At 60.8% G+C, this 15,406-nt stretch carries 15 protein-coding genes; 3 read left to right on the top strand and 12 right to left on the bottom strand.

Features of this window, described 5'->3' with window-relative positions:
* Nucleotides 1–18: 18 nt before the first annotated feature.
* The gene (locus AB4N73_RS01550; RefSeq protein ID WP_315434928.1) at nucleotides 19–1,179 is read right to left on the bottom strand and encodes a hypothetical protein; all 1,161 of its coding nucleotides are present in this window, start codon (nucleotides 1,177–1,179) and stop codon (nucleotides 19–21) included.
* Between the two features lie 363 nt (nucleotides 1,180–1,542).
* Here AB4N73_RS01550 and AB4N73_RS01545 point away from each other — a divergent pair, with 363 nt between their 5' ends.
* Nucleotides 1,543–2,214, top strand: coding sequence for a hypothetical protein (locus tag AB4N73_RS01545; RefSeq protein WP_315434927.1), 672 nt, complete (start codon nucleotides 1,543–1,545; stop codon nucleotides 2,212–2,214).
* Here AB4N73_RS01545 and yiaY read toward each other — a convergent pair.
* Nucleotides 2,175–3,323 (bottom strand): L-threonine dehydrogenase, encoded by a 1,149-nt coding sequence (gene yiaY, locus AB4N73_RS01540; RefSeq protein ID WP_073475809.1) that lies wholly within the window; start codon nucleotides 3,321–3,323, stop codon nucleotides 2,175–2,177. The two genes, AB4N73_RS01545 and yiaY, sit on opposite strands and share 40 nt — an antisense overlap.
* A gap of 154 nt (nucleotides 3,324–3,477) precedes the next feature.
* Here yiaY and AB4N73_RS01535 point away from each other — a divergent pair, with 154 nt between their 5' ends.
* Entirely contained in the window at nucleotides 3,478–4,497 is a 1,020-nt protein-coding gene (locus AB4N73_RS01535) for a DUF4917 family protein (protein ID WP_460142854.1), read from the top strand.
* 111 nt (nucleotides 4,498–4,608) lie between these two features.
* Here AB4N73_RS01535 and AB4N73_RS01530 read toward each other — a convergent pair whose 3' ends face one another.
* From AB4N73_RS01530 to AB4N73_RS01505, 6 genes are all read right to left on the bottom strand, one after another.
* Nucleotides 4,609–4,953 (bottom strand): YegP family protein, encoded by a 345-nt coding sequence (locus AB4N73_RS01530; RefSeq protein ID WP_315434925.1) that lies wholly within the window; start codon nucleotides 4,951–4,953, stop codon nucleotides 4,609–4,611.
* Between the two features lie 80 nt (nucleotides 4,954–5,033).
* Complete coding sequence (locus tag AB4N73_RS01525; protein WP_460142853.1) at nucleotides 5,034–5,615, bottom strand: DJ-1/PfpI family protein; 582 nt, start codon at nucleotides 5,613–5,615, stop codon at nucleotides 5,034–5,036.
* Nucleotides 5,616–5,816: 201 nt separating this feature from the next.
* Nucleotides 5,817–7,043 carry a class I SAM-dependent methyltransferase gene (locus AB4N73_RS01520; protein ID WP_460142852.1) on the bottom strand — a complete coding sequence of 409 codons (1,227 nt, stop codon included), beginning with the start codon at nucleotides 7,041–7,043 and terminating at the stop codon, nucleotides 5,817–5,819.
* Between the two features lie 256 nt (nucleotides 7,044–7,299).
* Complete coding sequence (locus AB4N73_RS01515; RefSeq protein ID WP_016771315.1) at nucleotides 7,300–7,917, bottom strand: TPM domain-containing protein; 618 nt, start codon at nucleotides 7,915–7,917, stop codon at nucleotides 7,300–7,302.
* Nucleotides 7,918–7,950: 33 nt separating this feature from the next.
* Entirely contained in the window at nucleotides 7,951–8,703 is a 753-nt protein-coding gene (locus AB4N73_RS01510) for a TPM domain-containing protein (RefSeq protein WP_039762691.1), read from the bottom strand.
* Between the two features lie 13 nt (nucleotides 8,704–8,716).
* A complete protein-coding gene (locus tag AB4N73_RS01505) occupies nucleotides 8,717–9,325 on the bottom strand; it encodes a LemA family protein (RefSeq protein ID WP_024011957.1) in 609 nt (202 codons plus the stop codon).
* A gap of 258 nt (nucleotides 9,326–9,583) precedes the next feature.
* Between AB4N73_RS01505 and bglX the strand changes: the two genes are divergently transcribed.
* Complete coding sequence (bglX, locus tag AB4N73_RS01500; protein WP_150636464.1) at nucleotides 9,584–11,875, top strand: beta-glucosidase BglX; 2,292 nt, start codon at nucleotides 9,584–9,586, stop codon at nucleotides 11,873–11,875.
* Between the two features lie 196 nt (nucleotides 11,876–12,071).
* Here the strand turns inward: bglX and AB4N73_RS01495 are convergent, their stop codons facing one another.
* The 4 genes from AB4N73_RS01495 to AB4N73_RS01480 form a co-directional block, all read right to left on the bottom strand.
* Nucleotides 12,072–13,229 carry a phospholipase D-like domain-containing protein gene (locus AB4N73_RS01495; protein ID WP_150636462.1) on the bottom strand — a complete coding sequence of 386 codons (1,158 nt, stop codon included), beginning with the start codon at nucleotides 13,227–13,229 and terminating at the stop codon, nucleotides 12,072–12,074.
* 1 nt (nucleotide 13,230) lies between these two features.
* On the bottom strand, nucleotides 13,231–13,821 hold the full coding sequence (locus AB4N73_RS01490; RefSeq protein ID WP_016771320.1) for a YceI family protein: 591 nt from the start codon (nucleotides 13,819–13,821) through the stop codon (nucleotides 13,231–13,233).
* A gap of 170 nt (nucleotides 13,822–13,991) precedes the next feature.
* Nucleotides 13,992–14,288: an amidase gene (locus AB4N73_RS01485; RefSeq protein WP_136492115.1), complete on the bottom strand. Its 297-nt coding sequence runs from the start codon at nucleotides 14,286–14,288 to the stop codon at nucleotides 13,992–13,994.
* Nucleotides 14,285–15,364, bottom strand: coding sequence for a serine hydrolase domain-containing protein (locus AB4N73_RS01480; protein ID WP_460142851.1), 1,080 nt, complete (start codon nucleotides 15,362–15,364; stop codon nucleotides 14,285–14,287). Before AB4N73_RS01480 ends, AB4N73_RS01485 begins: the two co-directional genes overlap by 4 nt.
* Between the last annotated feature and the right edge of the window lie 42 nt (nucleotides 15,365–15,406).

Below are 15,406 nucleotides of genomic sequence, written 5' to 3'. Positions count from 1 at the left end.
GGTTTTACCGCTGACTGCTCAGTTGCTCATGCTGGCGCGCTGTTTTGTGACAGGCGCGGTCAGCAAGCGGACCAATTGCGCACCATCGTCCTTGCGTCCCAACACCAGAATTGAAGAGCCTTGCAAGCAGGCATCAATGGCTGACCATGAAACGTCTCTCGCGCCCTCGACATCAAACGAATCATCCACTGCGCCATCGACCAGAAAGCCTGCCGTCAACAAGCCTCGTGCGCTGCCCGAGGTCTGTCCGACCGCCACAATCCGTTTACCGGCGATGTCATCCAGCGCAAACCCTGCTTGCCAACCTCTCAGATCCCGCTCCTGCGCCGTCGGCGTGAGGACAGGATTGTTGAACGCGTCATCCATTTGGCCGGCGTAGGTAATGCCACTGATGAACCCGTGTTGCAGTTTCGTGCCTTGCGTTGACTCGACCGCCGAACCGAGCAGAAGCAGGCGCTGCGCCGTTTGCACCGCGATGTCCGTCACGCTGCTTTCGAGCGGCTGGCCATCACGCTGAATGTTCAACAGCAGTACACCCTTGTCGCCGAACGCTTGTGCAACTTTCCCGTTATGGTCGAACGCCATGACCAGTCCCTGATTGGTTACTTCCGTTTTGCCATGCAGCAGAATCAGCCCATCGTCGAGCTGGATGATCCCGGACAGTGAAATGGCCACCCCTGGCAGCAACAGGGGCAGCCAACCGTTGCTGGCGAACGATAAATCGTCCGAGCCATCGAGATTGACCCGCGTCAACAGGCCACTGCCCTTTTGCGCGGTCACGAACAGCAGCCTGTCCGGCTGCGCAAGCTGCGGATCGGATTTGGCCAGCAGCAGTTGCCCATGCGTGGCCCCAAAGAGTGACGGAATCCGCATGGGCACAATCCGGTAGCCATTCCTGTCGCCGCCGAACTCGATGTCCGGCGAGCCGTCGGGCAGAAACCGGGCGATGACTTGCTGGTATTCAAGAGTCTGGTCTTTGACGACGCCAATCACACCGCACATCCAGATCCGTCCCAGCGCATCAACAATCAATGGCCCGCCTTGCGTGAGCGAGCCTGTGCCGAACTGGCCGCTGAGATATCCGCCGGTGCCGAAATCCGGATCCGGATTGCCATCGGCATCCAGGCGCGCAAGGCCGTAGTACGAATGGCCCGATTGCTCAACGGTAGCGCTGACCATGATCTGCTTCGAAGGCGTGATCGCCACGCCTTTGGCAATGGTCTTGCCCGCTCCGGGAAATTTCAGCGTTCGCAGACCAAAGAGCGCATCCAGCTCCCCGGCTGACTGCACGTTTGGGGACAATGGCGCGATAGATTCCGACATGTTCGTATGCTCCTCAAGAGATCGACGTCGATCCCCTCGTAGCGAGCATTCGACCCCAGGCCGCCACGCCGGACAACTGACAGAAATGACAGTTTTTTAGAAGAAAAAGAAATTACCTACTGTGTAAAAAAGACTGAATGACTGGTAGTTCTTACAGGTTCGAATTCAGGCACGTCATGCCAACCTCAGCGTTCAAATCAGCCATGGACGAGAAGCATGATGAGCACTCGCGACGAGCAAACTTCACAACCGGCCCCGACCATCACCTATCCCAAAGAGGCCAGCACGACGGGACCTGCGACATTGTTGCTCGGTAGCGGCATACCCAATGCTCTTGTGCAGGTCTGGAACATTGAAAACACCCATTCGCTTGGCGAAGGGCTGGTCAGCGCAAATGGACGATGGGCGTTCAGCATCACCGGCGTTCAGGCCCAGGGTCAGCAGAGGATTCACGCCCACCAGACCTATGCAGGCATCACGTCCGAATGGAGCGAAGAGCGCGGATATGAGGTGCGACTGCGGCCCGAGATCGACGTCCCGGTCGTTGTCGAACCGATTGAGGGCGCGCAGGTCGATACGCCTCTGATCTTTTCGGGAGATGTCATGCGAGCCGAGGGTTTCGTCAGTATTTTCGATCTGGACACTGGCCTGGAGATTGCCAGAGCAGCGGTCGAAAGCGACCGGAAATGGCAAACCCCGGCAGCACCCTCCCTGGCGGTCGGGCAGTACCGTATCTCCGCCGTCCACAACATCGCCGGCAAGGTTTCAGATTGGGGCCGTGTGCGGACATTTGCCGTGGTCGCAGAAGCAAGCGAAAGCTTGTCCGACTTCGCTCGCCTGCGCGCCTTCATTCAAAACGCATTGCGGAAAATTTCCTCGATCTGGCGCTGATCCGCCGCCCGTGGATTGGTCAGTCCACAGGCGTCCTTCAAGGCGTTGGTGGCGAGCACCGGGATATCGCTGAGTTTCGCGCCCAGCTCACGCAGTCCGCCGGGAATCTCGACGTCCTTGGCAAGGTTGCGAATGGCATTGATCGCCGCCTGTGCGCCCTCCTCCGCGCTGAAACCACGAATATCCGCGCCCATGGCGTGGGCGACATCCCTGAGTCGGTCAGCACAGACCAGCGCATTGAAACTCTGCACATGCGGCAACAGCACGGCATTGCAGACGCCGTGGGGCAAGTCGTAGTAGCCGCCGAGCTGATGCGCCATGGCGTGGACAAATCCGAGCGAGGCGTTGTTGAACGCCATGCCGGCGAGGAACTGCGCGTAAGCCATGTTCTCCCGCGCCGCCAGGTCGCTGCCGTCGCGCACGGCCAGACGCAGGTTGCTGCTGATCAGGCTCATGGCCTTCAAAGCGCAGGCGTCGGTGATCGGGTTGGCGGCGGTCGAGACGTAGGCTTCGATGGCGTGGGTCAGCGCGTCCATGCCGGTGGCGGCGGTAAGGCCTTTGGGCATCGCGACCATCAACTCCGGGTCGTTGACCGACAGCAGTGGCGTGACGTTGCGGTCGACGATGGCCATTTTCACGTGGCGCGATTCGTCGGTGATGATGCAGAAGCGGGTCATTTCGCTGGCAGTGCCGGCGGTGGTATTGATGGCGATCAGCGGCAATTGCGGCTTGCTCGAGCGGTCGACGCCTTCGTAGTCGCCGATCTGCCCGCCATTGGTTGCGCAGAGCGCGATGCCCTTGGCGCAATCGTGTGGCGAGCCGCCACCCAGCGACACGACGAAATCGCATTTGCTTTCCTTCAGCAGTCCCAGACCGGATTCGACATTGGCCGTGGTCGGGTTCGGTCTGGCGCCATCGAAGATCACCGAATCGATGTCCTGCATCGCCAGTTTCTCGGCGATCATTGCGGCCACGCCCGCCTTGGCCAGCCCGGCGTCGGTGACAATCAGCGCCTTGCGAAAACCATAATTGCGAATCGCGACCATGGCTTCGTCGAGGCAGCCGCTGCCCATGATGTTGACCGCCGGAATGAAGAAGGTGCTGCTCATCGTGTGTCTCCTGACTGAAGCCGGATCGACTGCCTCGATTCGGCGGGTGCACACAGGATCGACCGATCGGTCACAAGCAATGTTGATCTGGCTCAATGTCCGCTCGTGATAAAGTCGCCGTCCATCTGCCCTTTGTTTTGAGACCGCCCACGCAATGACCGATTTTCTCAATGTCGACGCCACCCTCGAAGACTGGAATGCCTTGCGCGCCGCGAACGATTTCCAGGGTTTGCTGGTGGGCAATGGCGCCAGCCGCGCGGTGTGGGATGACTTCGGCTACGACTCGCTGTTCGAAAACGCCCGTACGGTCGAAGAGAAACCGCTAAGCCCATCGGAACTGGCGGTGTTCGACGCGCTGCAAACCCGCAGCTTCGAGCAAGTGCTGGGCGCCCTGAAAACCACCAGCCGGGTCAACAAGGCCCTGGCGGTCAGCTCGGCGGCGCCGCGCAATCGCTATTACGCAATCAAGGAAGCGCTGATCAACACCGTGCACGCGGTGCACATCCCGTGGCGGCTGGTGCAGCCTTCGACACTGACAGTGCTCAATGCAGAACTGGCGCGCTATCGCACGGTGTTCACCACCAACTACGACCTGCTCAATTACTGGGCACTGCAACACCCGGGCAAGGCCATTGACGACCTGTTCAACGGCGCGGACGCAAGTTTCGATCTGAGCCAGAGCGCCACCGACAAACCGCGTCTGCTGTACCTGCACGGTGGTCTGCATCTGGTGCGCAATCAGGACGGCACCGCACGCAAACTGACCTCGACCGAGGGCACCCTGCTCGGCAGCTTCGCCATCAACAATACGATCAAGACCCTGGACGACGTGCCGCTGTTCGTCACCGAAGGGCCGAGCGCAGACAAGCTCAAGACCATTCGCAGCTCGGATTATCTGTCGTTCTGCTACGAGCAGTTACTGGCCCATGGCGACAGCCTGTGCATCTTCGGCCACGCGCTGGGCGAGCAGGATGCGCATCTGGTGCGGGCGTTGCGCCTGGCCCGACCGAAGTGCGTGGCGGTCTCGATTTATCCGCGCAGTGCCGCGTTCATTCAGCATCAGAAACGTCACTACGCCAAGGTGTTTGAAGGTACCGGGGTTGAGTTGCGGTTCTTTGATGCCAAGAGCCATGCGTTGGGCGATCCGAAATTGTCGGTACCGGTTGAGGTATGAAGCAAGATCAAAAGATCGCAGCCTTCGGCAGCTCCTACATGGAAATGCATTCCAGGTGTAGGAGTTGCCGAAGGCTGCGATCTTTTGATTTCAAAGGCTCATGTCCTGAGCTCAGAGGACAGGCAGGGTCTTGTCCTTAATCACTTTGGTCGGGCCGTTGGCCTTCACGCTGGCAATGCCCTTGTCACACGCGCCATCCGATGAATACGACTCGCTGCTGCCGATGATCTGGTGATTGGCCGCCTTCAGGTTGAAGTACGGGTGGCCGTCCTTCGTCGATTTTTTCTCGTAACGTTCGTCCAGCGGGCTGTTGGCCTGCACCGAGGCAATCCCGCCGTCGGCGCCGGCGCGGGTGCTGTAGAGTTCGCTGGTCAGAATCGTTTCGGCGTTCGCCGCTTTCAACACGAACCTGAATTGGCCGTTGCTGCTTTTGCTCACTTCGTACCATCCGGACATGTCTGTTTCTCCTGGGGGCGATTGAGAGATCTCGCGCTTCAGAGTAAAGACCAGCACCTGCGATCTGTCGCTTGCCTCGACTACAAGGTGATTTTCGTACCGAGCAGACCGAGGAAACCGGCCAGCCATTGCGGATGCGCCGGCCACGCCGGAGCGGTGGCGAAATTTCCCTGAACATGGCCGTCGGTCACCGGAATGTCGATATAGGTGCCACCGGCCAGACGCACTTCCGGGGCGCAGGCCGGATACGCGCTGCACTCACGCCCCTCGAGCACACCCGCCGCCGCGAGCAGTTGCGCGCCATGGCAGACCGCGGCAATGGGCTTGCCGGCGGTATCGAAGGCGCGCACCAGTTCGAGGACTTTGTCGTTCAGCCGCAGGTACTCCGGAGCGCGACCGCCGGGAATCAGCAGCGCGTCGTAATCAGTTTCGCGGGCCTTGGCGAAGTCGAAATTGAGCGCGAACAGGTGACCGGGTTTTTCGCTGTAGGTCTGATCACCTTCAAAATCATGAATCGCCGTGCGCACGGTGCTGCCGGCGGACTTGTCCGGGCACACGGCGTGCACCGTGTGGCCGACCATCTGCAGGGCCTGGAACGGCACCATCACTTCGTAGTCTTCGACGTAATCGCCGACCAGCATCAGGATCTTTTTCGCGGCCATGGGAAAACTCCTCGGGGAAAGGTCTGGGGAGTATTCAAGGTAGACCGTATCCAAGGGTTGCGGTAATTCCAGGCTTACTACGCTCGATCGCGATAAATGTAGGAGCTGCCGAAGGCTGCGATCTTTTGATCTTGCATTTAAATAACCAGGATCAAAAGATCGCAGCCTTCGGCGGCTCCTACAGGGGTGTATTTCAGGCTATCAGGCGAGAAAACCGTCAGCGCGCAGCAGGGTTTCCAGGCAGTGTTCGCTGATGTGATAGAACGCTTTCAGCTCTGCGATCTTCGCCAACAGTTGCGTCGAATCGACCGGCTCGGCGCGTTTCACCGCGAGAATCATCTTGTTCTTGTTGGTATGTTCCAGCGAAATGAATTCGAAGACTTTGGTCTCGTAACCACAGGCTTCGAGGAACAGTGCACGCAAGCTGTCGGTGACCATTTCCGCCTGCTGGCCGAGGTGCAAGCCGTATTGCAGCATCGGCTTGAGCAGCGCCGGGCTCTGGATCTGCAGGCGGATCTGTTTGTGGCAGCACGGCGAGCACATGATGATCGACGCACCCGAGCGGATGCCGGTGTGAATCGCGTAGTCGGTGGCGATGTCGCAGGCATGCAGGGCGATCATCACGTCCAGCTCGCTCGGCGCCACCGTGCGCACGTCACCGCATTTGAACACCAGCCCCGGATGCTCGAGCTTGGCCGCTGCGGCGTTGCACAGGCTGACCATTTCTTCGCGCAGCTCGACGCCAGTGACTTCGCCCTCGGCCTTGAGCGTGTTGCGCAGGTAGTCGTGAATGGCGAACGTCAGGTAGCCCTTGCCCGAACCGAAATCGGCGACCCGCACCGGTTTGTCCAGCGCCAGCGGCGACGAGGTCAGGGCATGGCTGAACACTTCGATGAACTTGTTGATCTGCTTCCACTTGCGCGACATCGCCGGGATCAGCTCGTGTTGCGCATTGGTCACGCCCAGGTCCTTGAGGAACGGACGGCTCAATTCGAGGAAGCGGTTTTTCTCGCGGTTGTGCTCGGCGGACGGCGCTTCACGCAATTGCTGAGGTTTGCTTTTGAACAGCGAACTCTTGCCCTTTTTGCTGTATTCCAGCTGCGCTTCGTCGGTCAGCGCCAGTAAATGAGCATTTTTGAACGAGGCAGGCAGCAGACCGGAAATCAGCGCCACGCCTTCGCTCAGCGGCAGATTTTTGGTGATGTCGCGGGTCTTGTAGCGATAAACGAATGACAGGCACGGCTGCGCCTTGACCGTCACCGGTTTGATGATGACCCGTTGCAGATCCGCCTCTTCACCGACGTACTTGGCCAGCACCAGTTTGATGAAACCGCTGTCGTCGAGGCTGGCTTGCAGCAGCTCGATGAACTGGGCGTGGTGATCGGCGGCCGGTTTGGCGGACGGCGCGGAAGCAGCGGAAACGGACATGGACAAACGGCCTCGGACGGGCGGAATCGGGAATGGCGGGTATTTTAGGGGGGATGGGGGTTGGGGACACCCTCTTATTTACCCAACGGCAAAATCCATGACAACGACCTTTGTGGCGAGGGGATTTATCCCCGATGGCGCGCGAAGCGGCCCTCTGTGTTCGGCCCGTCAAACCACGCGCGCAGGTGTTGCGACTGCTACGCAGCCGATCGGGGATAAATCCCCTCGCCACAGAGGCCAAATATGCGCGACTGCGTCAGCCCAACACCACCAACCGATTCGGCAACTCGTTCCGCACCTGCGTCACCGGCACATGCACCTTCAACAACTCGCCACACGCCTCCACGCAAGTGACAAACCCTTCCAGCGTGCGGCCCTGGCGGACCTGTTCGGTGAACGCTGCGACAATCGCGTCCCAGTTGCTGTTATCCAGCCGTTTGGAAATCCCCTCGTCCACCAGAATCTCCACATAGCGCTCAGCCTCGCAGACAAAAATCAGCATGCCGGTGCTGCCCACGGTGTGGTGCAGGTTCTGTTCGAGAAACTGCCGCCGCGCCAGGTTGGAGGCGCGCCAGTGGCGCACGCGGCGCGGGACCAGATGCGTGGTGATTTTCGGCAGGCGGAACAACAGGCAGAGGACGATGAACATGCCCCATTGCACCAGCAGCAGACTGCGCAGGGTCAGCCAGCCCGTGAGGTAGTGGACGATGCCCGGCAACACCAGCGCCAGCAGACTGGCCCACAGCAGCGGGATGTACGCGTAGTCATCGGCGCGGGCAGCGAGCACCGTGACCAGTTCGGCGTCGGTGTCGCGTTCGACCCGGGCGATGGCCTCGGCGACTTTGCGTTGTTCGTGTTCAGTCAGTAATGCCATGTCGAAAAGTGCCTGCTCATTATTCTTTTGATCTCACCAGCCGCCGGACGAACCGCCGCCGCCGAAACTGCCCCCGCCACCGCTGAAGCCGCCACCGCCACCGCCGCCGAATCCGCCGCCTCCGCCAAAGCCGCCCCCTCCTCCGGAGCCGCCCCGGCCGGCAGGCAGGATACCGAGCATCTGGCAGACAAACACCGTCAGGATGAACAACATCACCAGAAACATGAACAGCGCCGGATGCCGTGAGATGAAATCATCCGCCGGGTCGCCGCTGGATTCGTACACGGTCGACGGTTCGTCCAGCGGATTGCCACCGAGCACCACCAGCATCGCCGCAACGCCGTCGCTGATGCCTTTGCTGAAATTGCCGGCCTTGAACGCCGGCGTGATGACCTGATGAATGATCACCGACGACTGCGCATCGGTCAGGCGATCCTCCAGGCCATAGCCGACTTCGATGCGCAATTTGCGCTCGTCACGCGCGACGATCAGCAAGGCGCCGTTGTTCTTGTCCTTCTGACCGATGCCCCAGTGCCGACCGAGCTGAACGCCGAAATCCTCGATGGTGGTGCCCTGCAGATCGGGCAACGTGACCACCACCAATTGTTCGCCGGTGGCCTGCTCGTGCGCCTGCAATTGCTGGCTCAGTTGGGCGCGAATCGATGGCTCGAGCATCTGCGCCTGATCGACCACGCGCCCGCTCAGCGGCGGAAACGTCAGTTCGGCCCGGGCGCTGACGGCGAACAGCCAGAGCATCAGCACCAGGCTTAGTTTCAACACACGCATGGACGACCTCGAATCAGAATTTCACTTCCGGGGCCTTCTCCGCGCCGGGCGTGGTGGCTTCGAAGGTTTCGCGCATCGGCAGATCGCTGTACATCACGCTGTGCCACAGGCGACCGGGGAAGGTGCGGATCTCGGTGTTGTACTTCTGCACCGCCAGGATGAAATCGCGACGCGCCACGGCAATCCGGTTTTCCGTGCCTTCGAGTTGCGATTGCAGGGCGAGGAAGTTCTGGTTGGCCTTCAGATCCGGGTAGCGCTCGGAGACCACCATCAAACGGCTCAATGCGCCGGTCAGTTGATCCTGTGCCTGCTGGAACTGCTTGAGCTTCTCGGGATTGTCGAGGGTGCTGGCATCGACCTGAATCGAGGTGGCCTTGGCTCGCGCTTCAATCACTGCGGTCAGGGTTTCCTGTTCGTGGGCCGCGTAGCCCTTCACGGTTTCCACCAGATTGGGGATCAGGTCGGCGCGGCGCTGGTACTGGTTCTGCACCTGACCCCAGGCGGCTTTGGCCTGTTCGTCGAGCGTCGGGATATTGTTGATGCCGCACGCGGTCAACAGCGTGGCGAACACCAGCAACGTGGCGATCTGTAGCCTTGAACGGGAGGTTGAGCTGATATTCATTGCAGTGATGCTCCATGACACATTTGATTTAAAAACCGAGCGCTGGGCATTCCCGGCCAGCGGTTGGGGCATAATCGGCGCCGCCACTGGCATGCGACGGGTTAATCGGCTAAAAAGTGCCCTTCGCGTTCACGTTGCCGCTGTCGGCTGCGGTTTTCCGGCTCAGGATTTTGCGCCGGCACCCGAACAACAATAGTCGCTCCCTACATTTTGGCTGGCCGGTGTTGCATCACCGTTTGGGCTCTAGAGAAAAAATTCATGAAGAAGCTGTGTTTGCTGGGTCTGTTCGTCAGCCTGGCCAGTCATCAGGTACTGGCCGCCACGACCCCGGTACCTTTGGAAAACAAGGACGCTTTCATCAGCAACCTGATGAAACAAATGACCCTCGACGAGAAGATCGGCCAGTTGCGCCTGATCAGCATCGGTCCGGAAATGCCCCGCGAACTGATCCGCAAGGAAATTGCCGGCGGCAACATCGGTGGCACGTTCAACTCGATCACCCGCGCGGAAAACCGTCCGATGCAGGACGCGGCCATGCGCAGTCGCCTGAAGATTCCGATGTTTTTCGCGTACGACGTGATCCACGGTCACCGTACGATTTTCCCGATTCCGCTGGCCCTTGCGTCGAGTTGGGACATGGACGCCATCGGCCAGTCCGGTCGCGTTGCGGCTAAAGAGGCCGCCGCTGACAGCCTCGACATCACCTTCGCGCCGATGGTGGATATCTCCCGCGATCCACGCTGGGGCCGCAGTTCCGAAGGTTTCGGCGAAGACACCTACCTGACCTCGCGCATCGCCAAAGTCATGGTCAAGGCCTATCAGGGCGAGACCCCGAGCGCCGCCGACAGCATCATGGCCAGCGTCAAGCACTTCGCCCTGTACGGCGCGGTCGAGGGCGGCCGCGACTACAACACCGTCGACATGAGCCCGGTGAAGATGTACCAGGATTATCTGCCGCCCTACCGCGCCGCGATCGATGCCGGTGCTGGCGGTGTGATGGTGGCGTTGAACTCGATCAACGGCATTCCGGCCACGGCCAACACCTGGCTGATGAACGACCTGCTGCGCAAGGACTGGGGCTTCAAAGGTCTGGCGGTCAGCGATCACGGCGCGATCTTCGAACTGATCAAGCACGGCGTCGCTCGCGACGGTCGCGAAGCGGCAAAGCTGGCGATCAAGGCCGGCATCGACATGAGCATGAACGACACCCTCTACGGCAAAGAGCTGCCGGGGCTGCTCAAGTCCGGCGAAATCGAACAGAAAGACATCGACAACGCTGTGCGCGAAGTGCTCGCGGCCAAGTACGACATGGGCCTGTTCAAGGACCCGTACCTGCGCATCGGCAAGGCCGAGGATGACCCGGCCGATACCTACGCCGAGAGTCGCCTGCACCGCGCCGAGGCCCGCGAAGTCGCGCGGCGCAGTCTGGTGCTGCTGAAGAACCAGAACGAAACCCTGCCGCTGAAGAAAGACGCGAAAATCGCGCTGGTCGGCCCATTGGCGAAAGCCCCGATCGACATGATGGGCAGCTGGGCCGCCGCCGGACGTCCGGCGCAATCGGTCACGCTGTTCGATGGCATGAGTTCGGTGATCGGCGACAAGGCCAACCTGATCTACGCCCGTGGCGCCAACATCACGGGCGACAAGAAGGTCCTCGACTACCTGAACTTCCTCAACTTCGATGCCCCGGAAGTGGTCGATGACCCGCGCCCGGCCAACGTGCTGATCGACGAGGCAGTGAAAGCGGCGAAAGCGGCTGACGTGATCGTTGCAGCGGTGGGCGAGTCCCGTGGCATGTCCCACGAATCCTCGAGCCGCACCGACCTGAACATCCCGGAAACCCAGCGCGAATTGATCCGTGCGCTGAAAGCCACCGGCAAGCCGTTGGTGCTGGTGTTGATGAACGGCCGTCCGCTGACGATTCTCGAAGAAAACCAGTCGGCCGATGCGATTCTGGAAACCTGGTTCAGCGGCACCGAGGGCGGCAACGCCATCGCCGACGTGCTGTTCGGCGACTACAACCCGTCGGGCAAACTGCCGGTGACCTTCCCGCGTTCCGTGGGCCAGATCCCGACCTACTACAACCACCTGAGTATCGGCCGGCCGTTCACCCCGGGCAAACCGGGCAACTACACCTCGCAGTATTTCGATGACACCACCGGCCCGCTGTTTCCGTTCGGTTATGGCCTGAGCTACACCACGTTCGCCCTGAGCGATATGGCGCTGTCATCGACCACCCTGAACGCCAGCGGCAAGCTCGACGCCAGCGTCATGGTCAAGAACACCGGCAAGCGTGACGGCGAAACCGTGGTGCAGTTGTATATCCAGGACGTCACCGGTTCGATGATCCGCCCGGTGAAAGAGCTGAAGAACTTCCAGAAGATCATGCTCAAGGCCGGCGAACAGAAGGTCGTGCACTTCACCATCACCGAGGAAGACCTGAAGTTCTACAACGCCCAGCTTAAATACGCAGCCGAGCCTGGCAAGTTCAACGTACAGATCGGCCTGGATTCGCAGGCGGTGACGCAGCAGAGTTTTGAATTGCTGTAACAGCAAGCACACCGCCCCCCTGCACTGATCGTTCCCACGCTCTGCGTGGGAATGCAGCCCGTGACGCTCCGCGTCACTGGACGCGGAGCGTCCCTAGAGGCATTCCCACGCGGAGCGTGGGAACGATCAAATGACACACCGCTTTCGCGAGCAGGCTCGCTCCCACATTGGATTCAGGGCGTATTCAAAATCGTGGTTATCCGCGTCTATCGAGAATATTCACCACCAACCGATCCACCCAGCCCCACACCCGCTGCTTGACCCGCCGCCACAACGGTCGGCGCTGCCACTCCTCCAGACTCACCAGCTGACTCAAGCCGAAGTCCTTCACAAAACTCGCCTCCACCGCTGCCGTCAACGCCGGGTCCAGCGCTTCCAGATTCGCCTCCAGATTGAAACGCAGATTCCAGTGATCGAAGTTGCACGAACCAATGCTTACCCATTCGTCGACCAGAACCATTTTCAGGTGCAGGAAGCACGGCTGGTATTCGAAGATCTGCACGCCGGCCTTGAGCAGGCGCGGGTAGTAGCGATGCCCGGCGTAGCGCACTGACGGGTGATCGGTGCGCGGCCCGGTCAGCAGCAAGCGCACATCGACGCCGCGCGCGGCAGCCTTGCGCAGGGAGCGGCGGATTTTCCAGGTCGGCAGGAAGTACGGCGTGGCCATCCAGATGCGTTTTTGCCCGCTGTTCAACGCACGGAACAACGACTGCAAAATGTCGCGATGTTGACGGGCATCGGCATACGCCACGCGGCCCATGCCTTCGCCCTTGTCCGGCACACGCGGCAGGCGCGGCAAGCCGAAATGCGCGGCCGGGCGCCAGGCGCGGCGGTAGCGGTTGGCGATCCACTGGCGATCAAACAGCAATTGCCAATCGATCACCAATGGGCCGCTGATCTCGACCATCACCTCGTGCCACTCGCTGACATCATGGCCCGGCGTCCAGAATTCATCGGTCACGCCGGTGCCGCCGACCACTGCCAGACATTGATCGACCAGCAGCAATTTACGGTGGTCGCGATAGAAATTGCCGACCCAGCGCCGCCAGCTCAGGCGATTGTAGAAACGCAGCTCGACGCCGGCCTGGGTCAGGCGCTGGCGCAGATGCAGCGTGAACGCGAGGCTGCCGTAATCATCGAACAGGCAACGCACGCGCACGCCGCGCTCGGCCGCCGCGACCAGCGCCTGGACGATGGCTTCGGCGCAGGCGCCGGCCTCGACCAGGTACAGCTCCAGTTCGATCTGTTCTGAAGCTCCAGCGATGTGCTCGAGCATGCGCGGAAAGAACTGCGGGCCGTCGATCAACAGTTCGAAACGGTTGCCGTCACGCCAGGGGAACACCGCACCGCGCATGTCAGCGCGCCGTGAAAATCAGCACCGCACCCACCGGCACCGACAGACTGATCGCCGACAGATCGGCGAGTTTGCGCAGGTTTTCCAGGCCAGGCGCCAGATCGAAATCCTCGGCGTTGATCACCAGCGGCTCCAGCGTCACCACCTGAAAGCGCCGATCATCCAGACGCGTGGCGAGCAACTCGGCCGGGTATTCGTGCTGCTTGCCGTGCAGGCTGACGGTCAGCGGCAGGCGCAACTCCAGCTGCGCGCCGGGCGCCAGATCGTTGATCGGGCGCAGGTCGATCTGGGTAGTGATGGTGGCTGCGGGAAACTGCTCGATCTGGAACAGCTCCTTGCGCATGCGCTCGTCACGCAGCGGAATGCCGCTGTTGATCGATTCGAGCTCGACTTCGACCTCGGCGCGACCGTTGGGATCGACCTTGCCGTGCAGCACCAGAAAGCGCTGCACTTCCGAAACGCTGGCATTTTTGGTGCTGACAAACGATAGCCGCGACGACTCGCCGTCCAGATACCAATTGGCCTGGGCCGGCAGCGCAACGGCGGTCAACAGCAGACTGGCGAAGGTTGTATAGAGGGAGCGGTTGAACATTGAACACTCGTGGGGGCGATAAACCTGCACGAACCTTAACCGCCCGCCAAGTTATTGCAAGCCCTGTGGGAGCGAGCCTGCTCGCGAATGCAATGCTCGCCGCACAGCATGTATTGCGGCTTGCGACGATTTCGCGAGCAGGCTCGCTCCCACAGGGGAGACCAGATAATTCAGGGATTCAGGCGACAGCCCTGGCGTTCGCTCAGCCACTGCGCGCTGTTGCTGCGGCCCATGCCGCTGACGGTGATGGTTTTGCTCGATGGATCATCGGTAAAACCGCTGGTTGGCAGCCATTGCTTCACATAGCCACGGCAATACCCGGCGTCGTTGTTCATCACATAACGACACGAGCAATATTCCTTGGCGGTGTAGGCGCTGATGATGTCCGGGAAAGCCCAGAGATTCTCCCGCTCATACCAACCCCAGCCGAGCAGCACGACCAACAGCAACAATAGAAAGCGCTTCATGGCCGCACCGCCTGCAACACGCGTTTGAGCAGTTCGTTGTGCCGGTAGCTGCCATCGCGGTCATCGCCGTAACGCACGATCACCAGCTTCTGGCTGGGCATCACGTACAGCGCCTGGCCCCAGTGGCCGAGGGCGGCGAAGGTGTCGGATGGGGCGTCGGGCCATGGTGATGTGGCGCCGTCGACAGGACGATTGAGCCACCAATGGCCGCCGGGTACGGCTTCGTCCTGATGCGCCTTGTAGCCGGCAAACGGTGTGAGGTTGAACGCGAGCCAATCCTCGGGCAGCAACTGCCGATCGTTCCAGCGCCCGCCCCGCGCCATCAATAGACCGACCCGCGCCAGATCCCGCGCGGTGAGATAGGCGTAGGACGAGGCGACAAAGGTGCCGCTGACATCGCTTTCCCACACGGCGTGGCGAATGCCCGAGGGCTCGAATAACGCTGTCCATGGATAATCGGCATAACGCTCTGGACCGACCATGGTTTTCAGGGCAGCGGCGAGCAGATTGCTGTCACCGCTGGAATAACGGAAAGCCTGACCCGGCGCGGCGTAGGCGTCGTGGTCCGCAGTGAACGCGGCCATGTCGCGATGGCCGCGGGTGTAGAGCATCGCCACCACCGAAGATTTCAGCGGGGCGTATTCGTAGTCCTCCTGCCAATCCAGACCGGAGGCCCAGTTCAGCAGATGGCCGAGGGTGATCGCCGGGTGTTTGTCCAGCGCCGGGTAGAACTTCAGCGCCGGATCATCGAGTTTGAACCGGCCTTCGCCGTAGGCCACGCCGAGGACCGTTGCCAGCAGGCTTTTGCTGATTGACCAGGTCAGGTGCGGTGTCTGAGCAGTGGTCGGAGCGGCGTAGCGTTCGTAAATGATCTGGCCGTCGTGGATGATCAGCAAGGCGTCGGTGCGGATGCCTTCGCGGGTGGCGTCGTTACGGGGCGCGAAGGCGTAGTTTTCCAGCGCCTCGACGGCCGGGCCGGTGATCTGCGGGGCGATGGGCCATTGCTCGCCGGGCCATTGTTCGGCGCGGACGGTGAGGCTGATCAGCAGCAGGAACAGGGACAGGCCTTTGAACATGGTGGGCGCTCTGGGAATGAACCTGTCGAGACTAGTCGGGGT

It is taken from the genome of Pseudomonas sp. S3_B08 (genome assembly GCF_054667725.1).
This window is presented reverse-complemented; position numbering and strand designations above follow the sequence as displayed.

Excerpts from the sequence above, each read along its gene's own strand:
- AB4N73_RS01535 (WP_460142854.1), top strand. The coding sequence starts at position 3,478 with ATGACCGATTTTCTCAATGTCGACGCCACCCTCGAAGACTGGAATGCC.
- AB4N73_RS01510 (WP_039762691.1), bottom strand. The coding sequence starts at position 8,703 with ATGCGTGTGTTGAAACTAAGCCTGGTGCTGATGCTCTGGCTGTTCGCC.
- AB4N73_RS01485 (WP_136492115.1), bottom strand. The coding sequence starts at position 14,288 with ATGAAGCGCTTTCTATTGTTGCTGTTGGTCGTGCTGCTCGGCTGGGGT.
- AB4N73_RS01495 (WP_150636462.1), bottom strand. The coding sequence starts at position 13,229 with ATGCGCGGTGCGGTGTTCCCCTGGCGTGACGGCAACCGTTTCGAACTG.
- bglX (WP_150636464.1), top strand. The coding sequence starts at position 9,584 with ATGAAGAAGCTGTGTTTGCTGGGTCTGTTCGTCAGCCTGGCCAGTCAT.
- AB4N73_RS01490 (WP_016771320.1), bottom strand. The coding sequence starts at position 13,821 with ATGTTCAACCGCTCCCTCTATACAACCTTCGCCAGTCTGCTGTTGACC.
- AB4N73_RS01520 (WP_460142852.1), bottom strand. The coding sequence starts at position 7,043 with ATGTCCGTTTCCGCTGCTTCCGCGCCGTCCGCCAAACCGGCCGCCGAT.
- yiaY (WP_073475809.1), bottom strand. The coding sequence starts at position 3,323 with ATGAGCAGCACCTTCTTCATTCCGGCGGTCAACATCATGGGCAGCGGC.
- AB4N73_RS01480 (WP_460142851.1), bottom strand. The coding sequence starts at position 15,364 with ATGTTCAAAGGCCTGTCCCTGTTCCTGCTGCTGATCAGCCTCACCGTC.
- AB4N73_RS01505 (WP_024011957.1), bottom strand. The coding sequence starts at position 9,325 with ATGAATATCAGCTCAACCTCCCGTTCAAGGCTACAGATCGCCACGTTG.
- AB4N73_RS01525 (WP_460142853.1), bottom strand. The coding sequence starts at position 5,615 with ATGGCCGCGAAAAAGATCCTGATGCTGGTCGGCGATTACGTCGAAGAC.
- AB4N73_RS01550 (WP_315434928.1), bottom strand. The coding sequence starts at position 1,179 with ATGGTCAGCGCTACCGTTGAGCAATCGGGCCATTCGTACTACGGCCTT.
- AB4N73_RS01545 (WP_315434927.1), top strand. The coding sequence starts at position 1,543 with ATGAGCACTCGCGACGAGCAAACTTCACAACCGGCCCCGACCATCACC.
- AB4N73_RS01515 (WP_016771315.1), bottom strand. The coding sequence starts at position 7,917 with ATGGCATTACTGACTGAACACGAACAACGCAAAGTCGCCGAGGCCATC.
- AB4N73_RS01530 (WP_315434925.1), bottom strand. The coding sequence starts at position 4,953 with ATGTCCGGATGGTACGAAGTGAGCAAAAGCAGCAACGGCCAATTCAGG.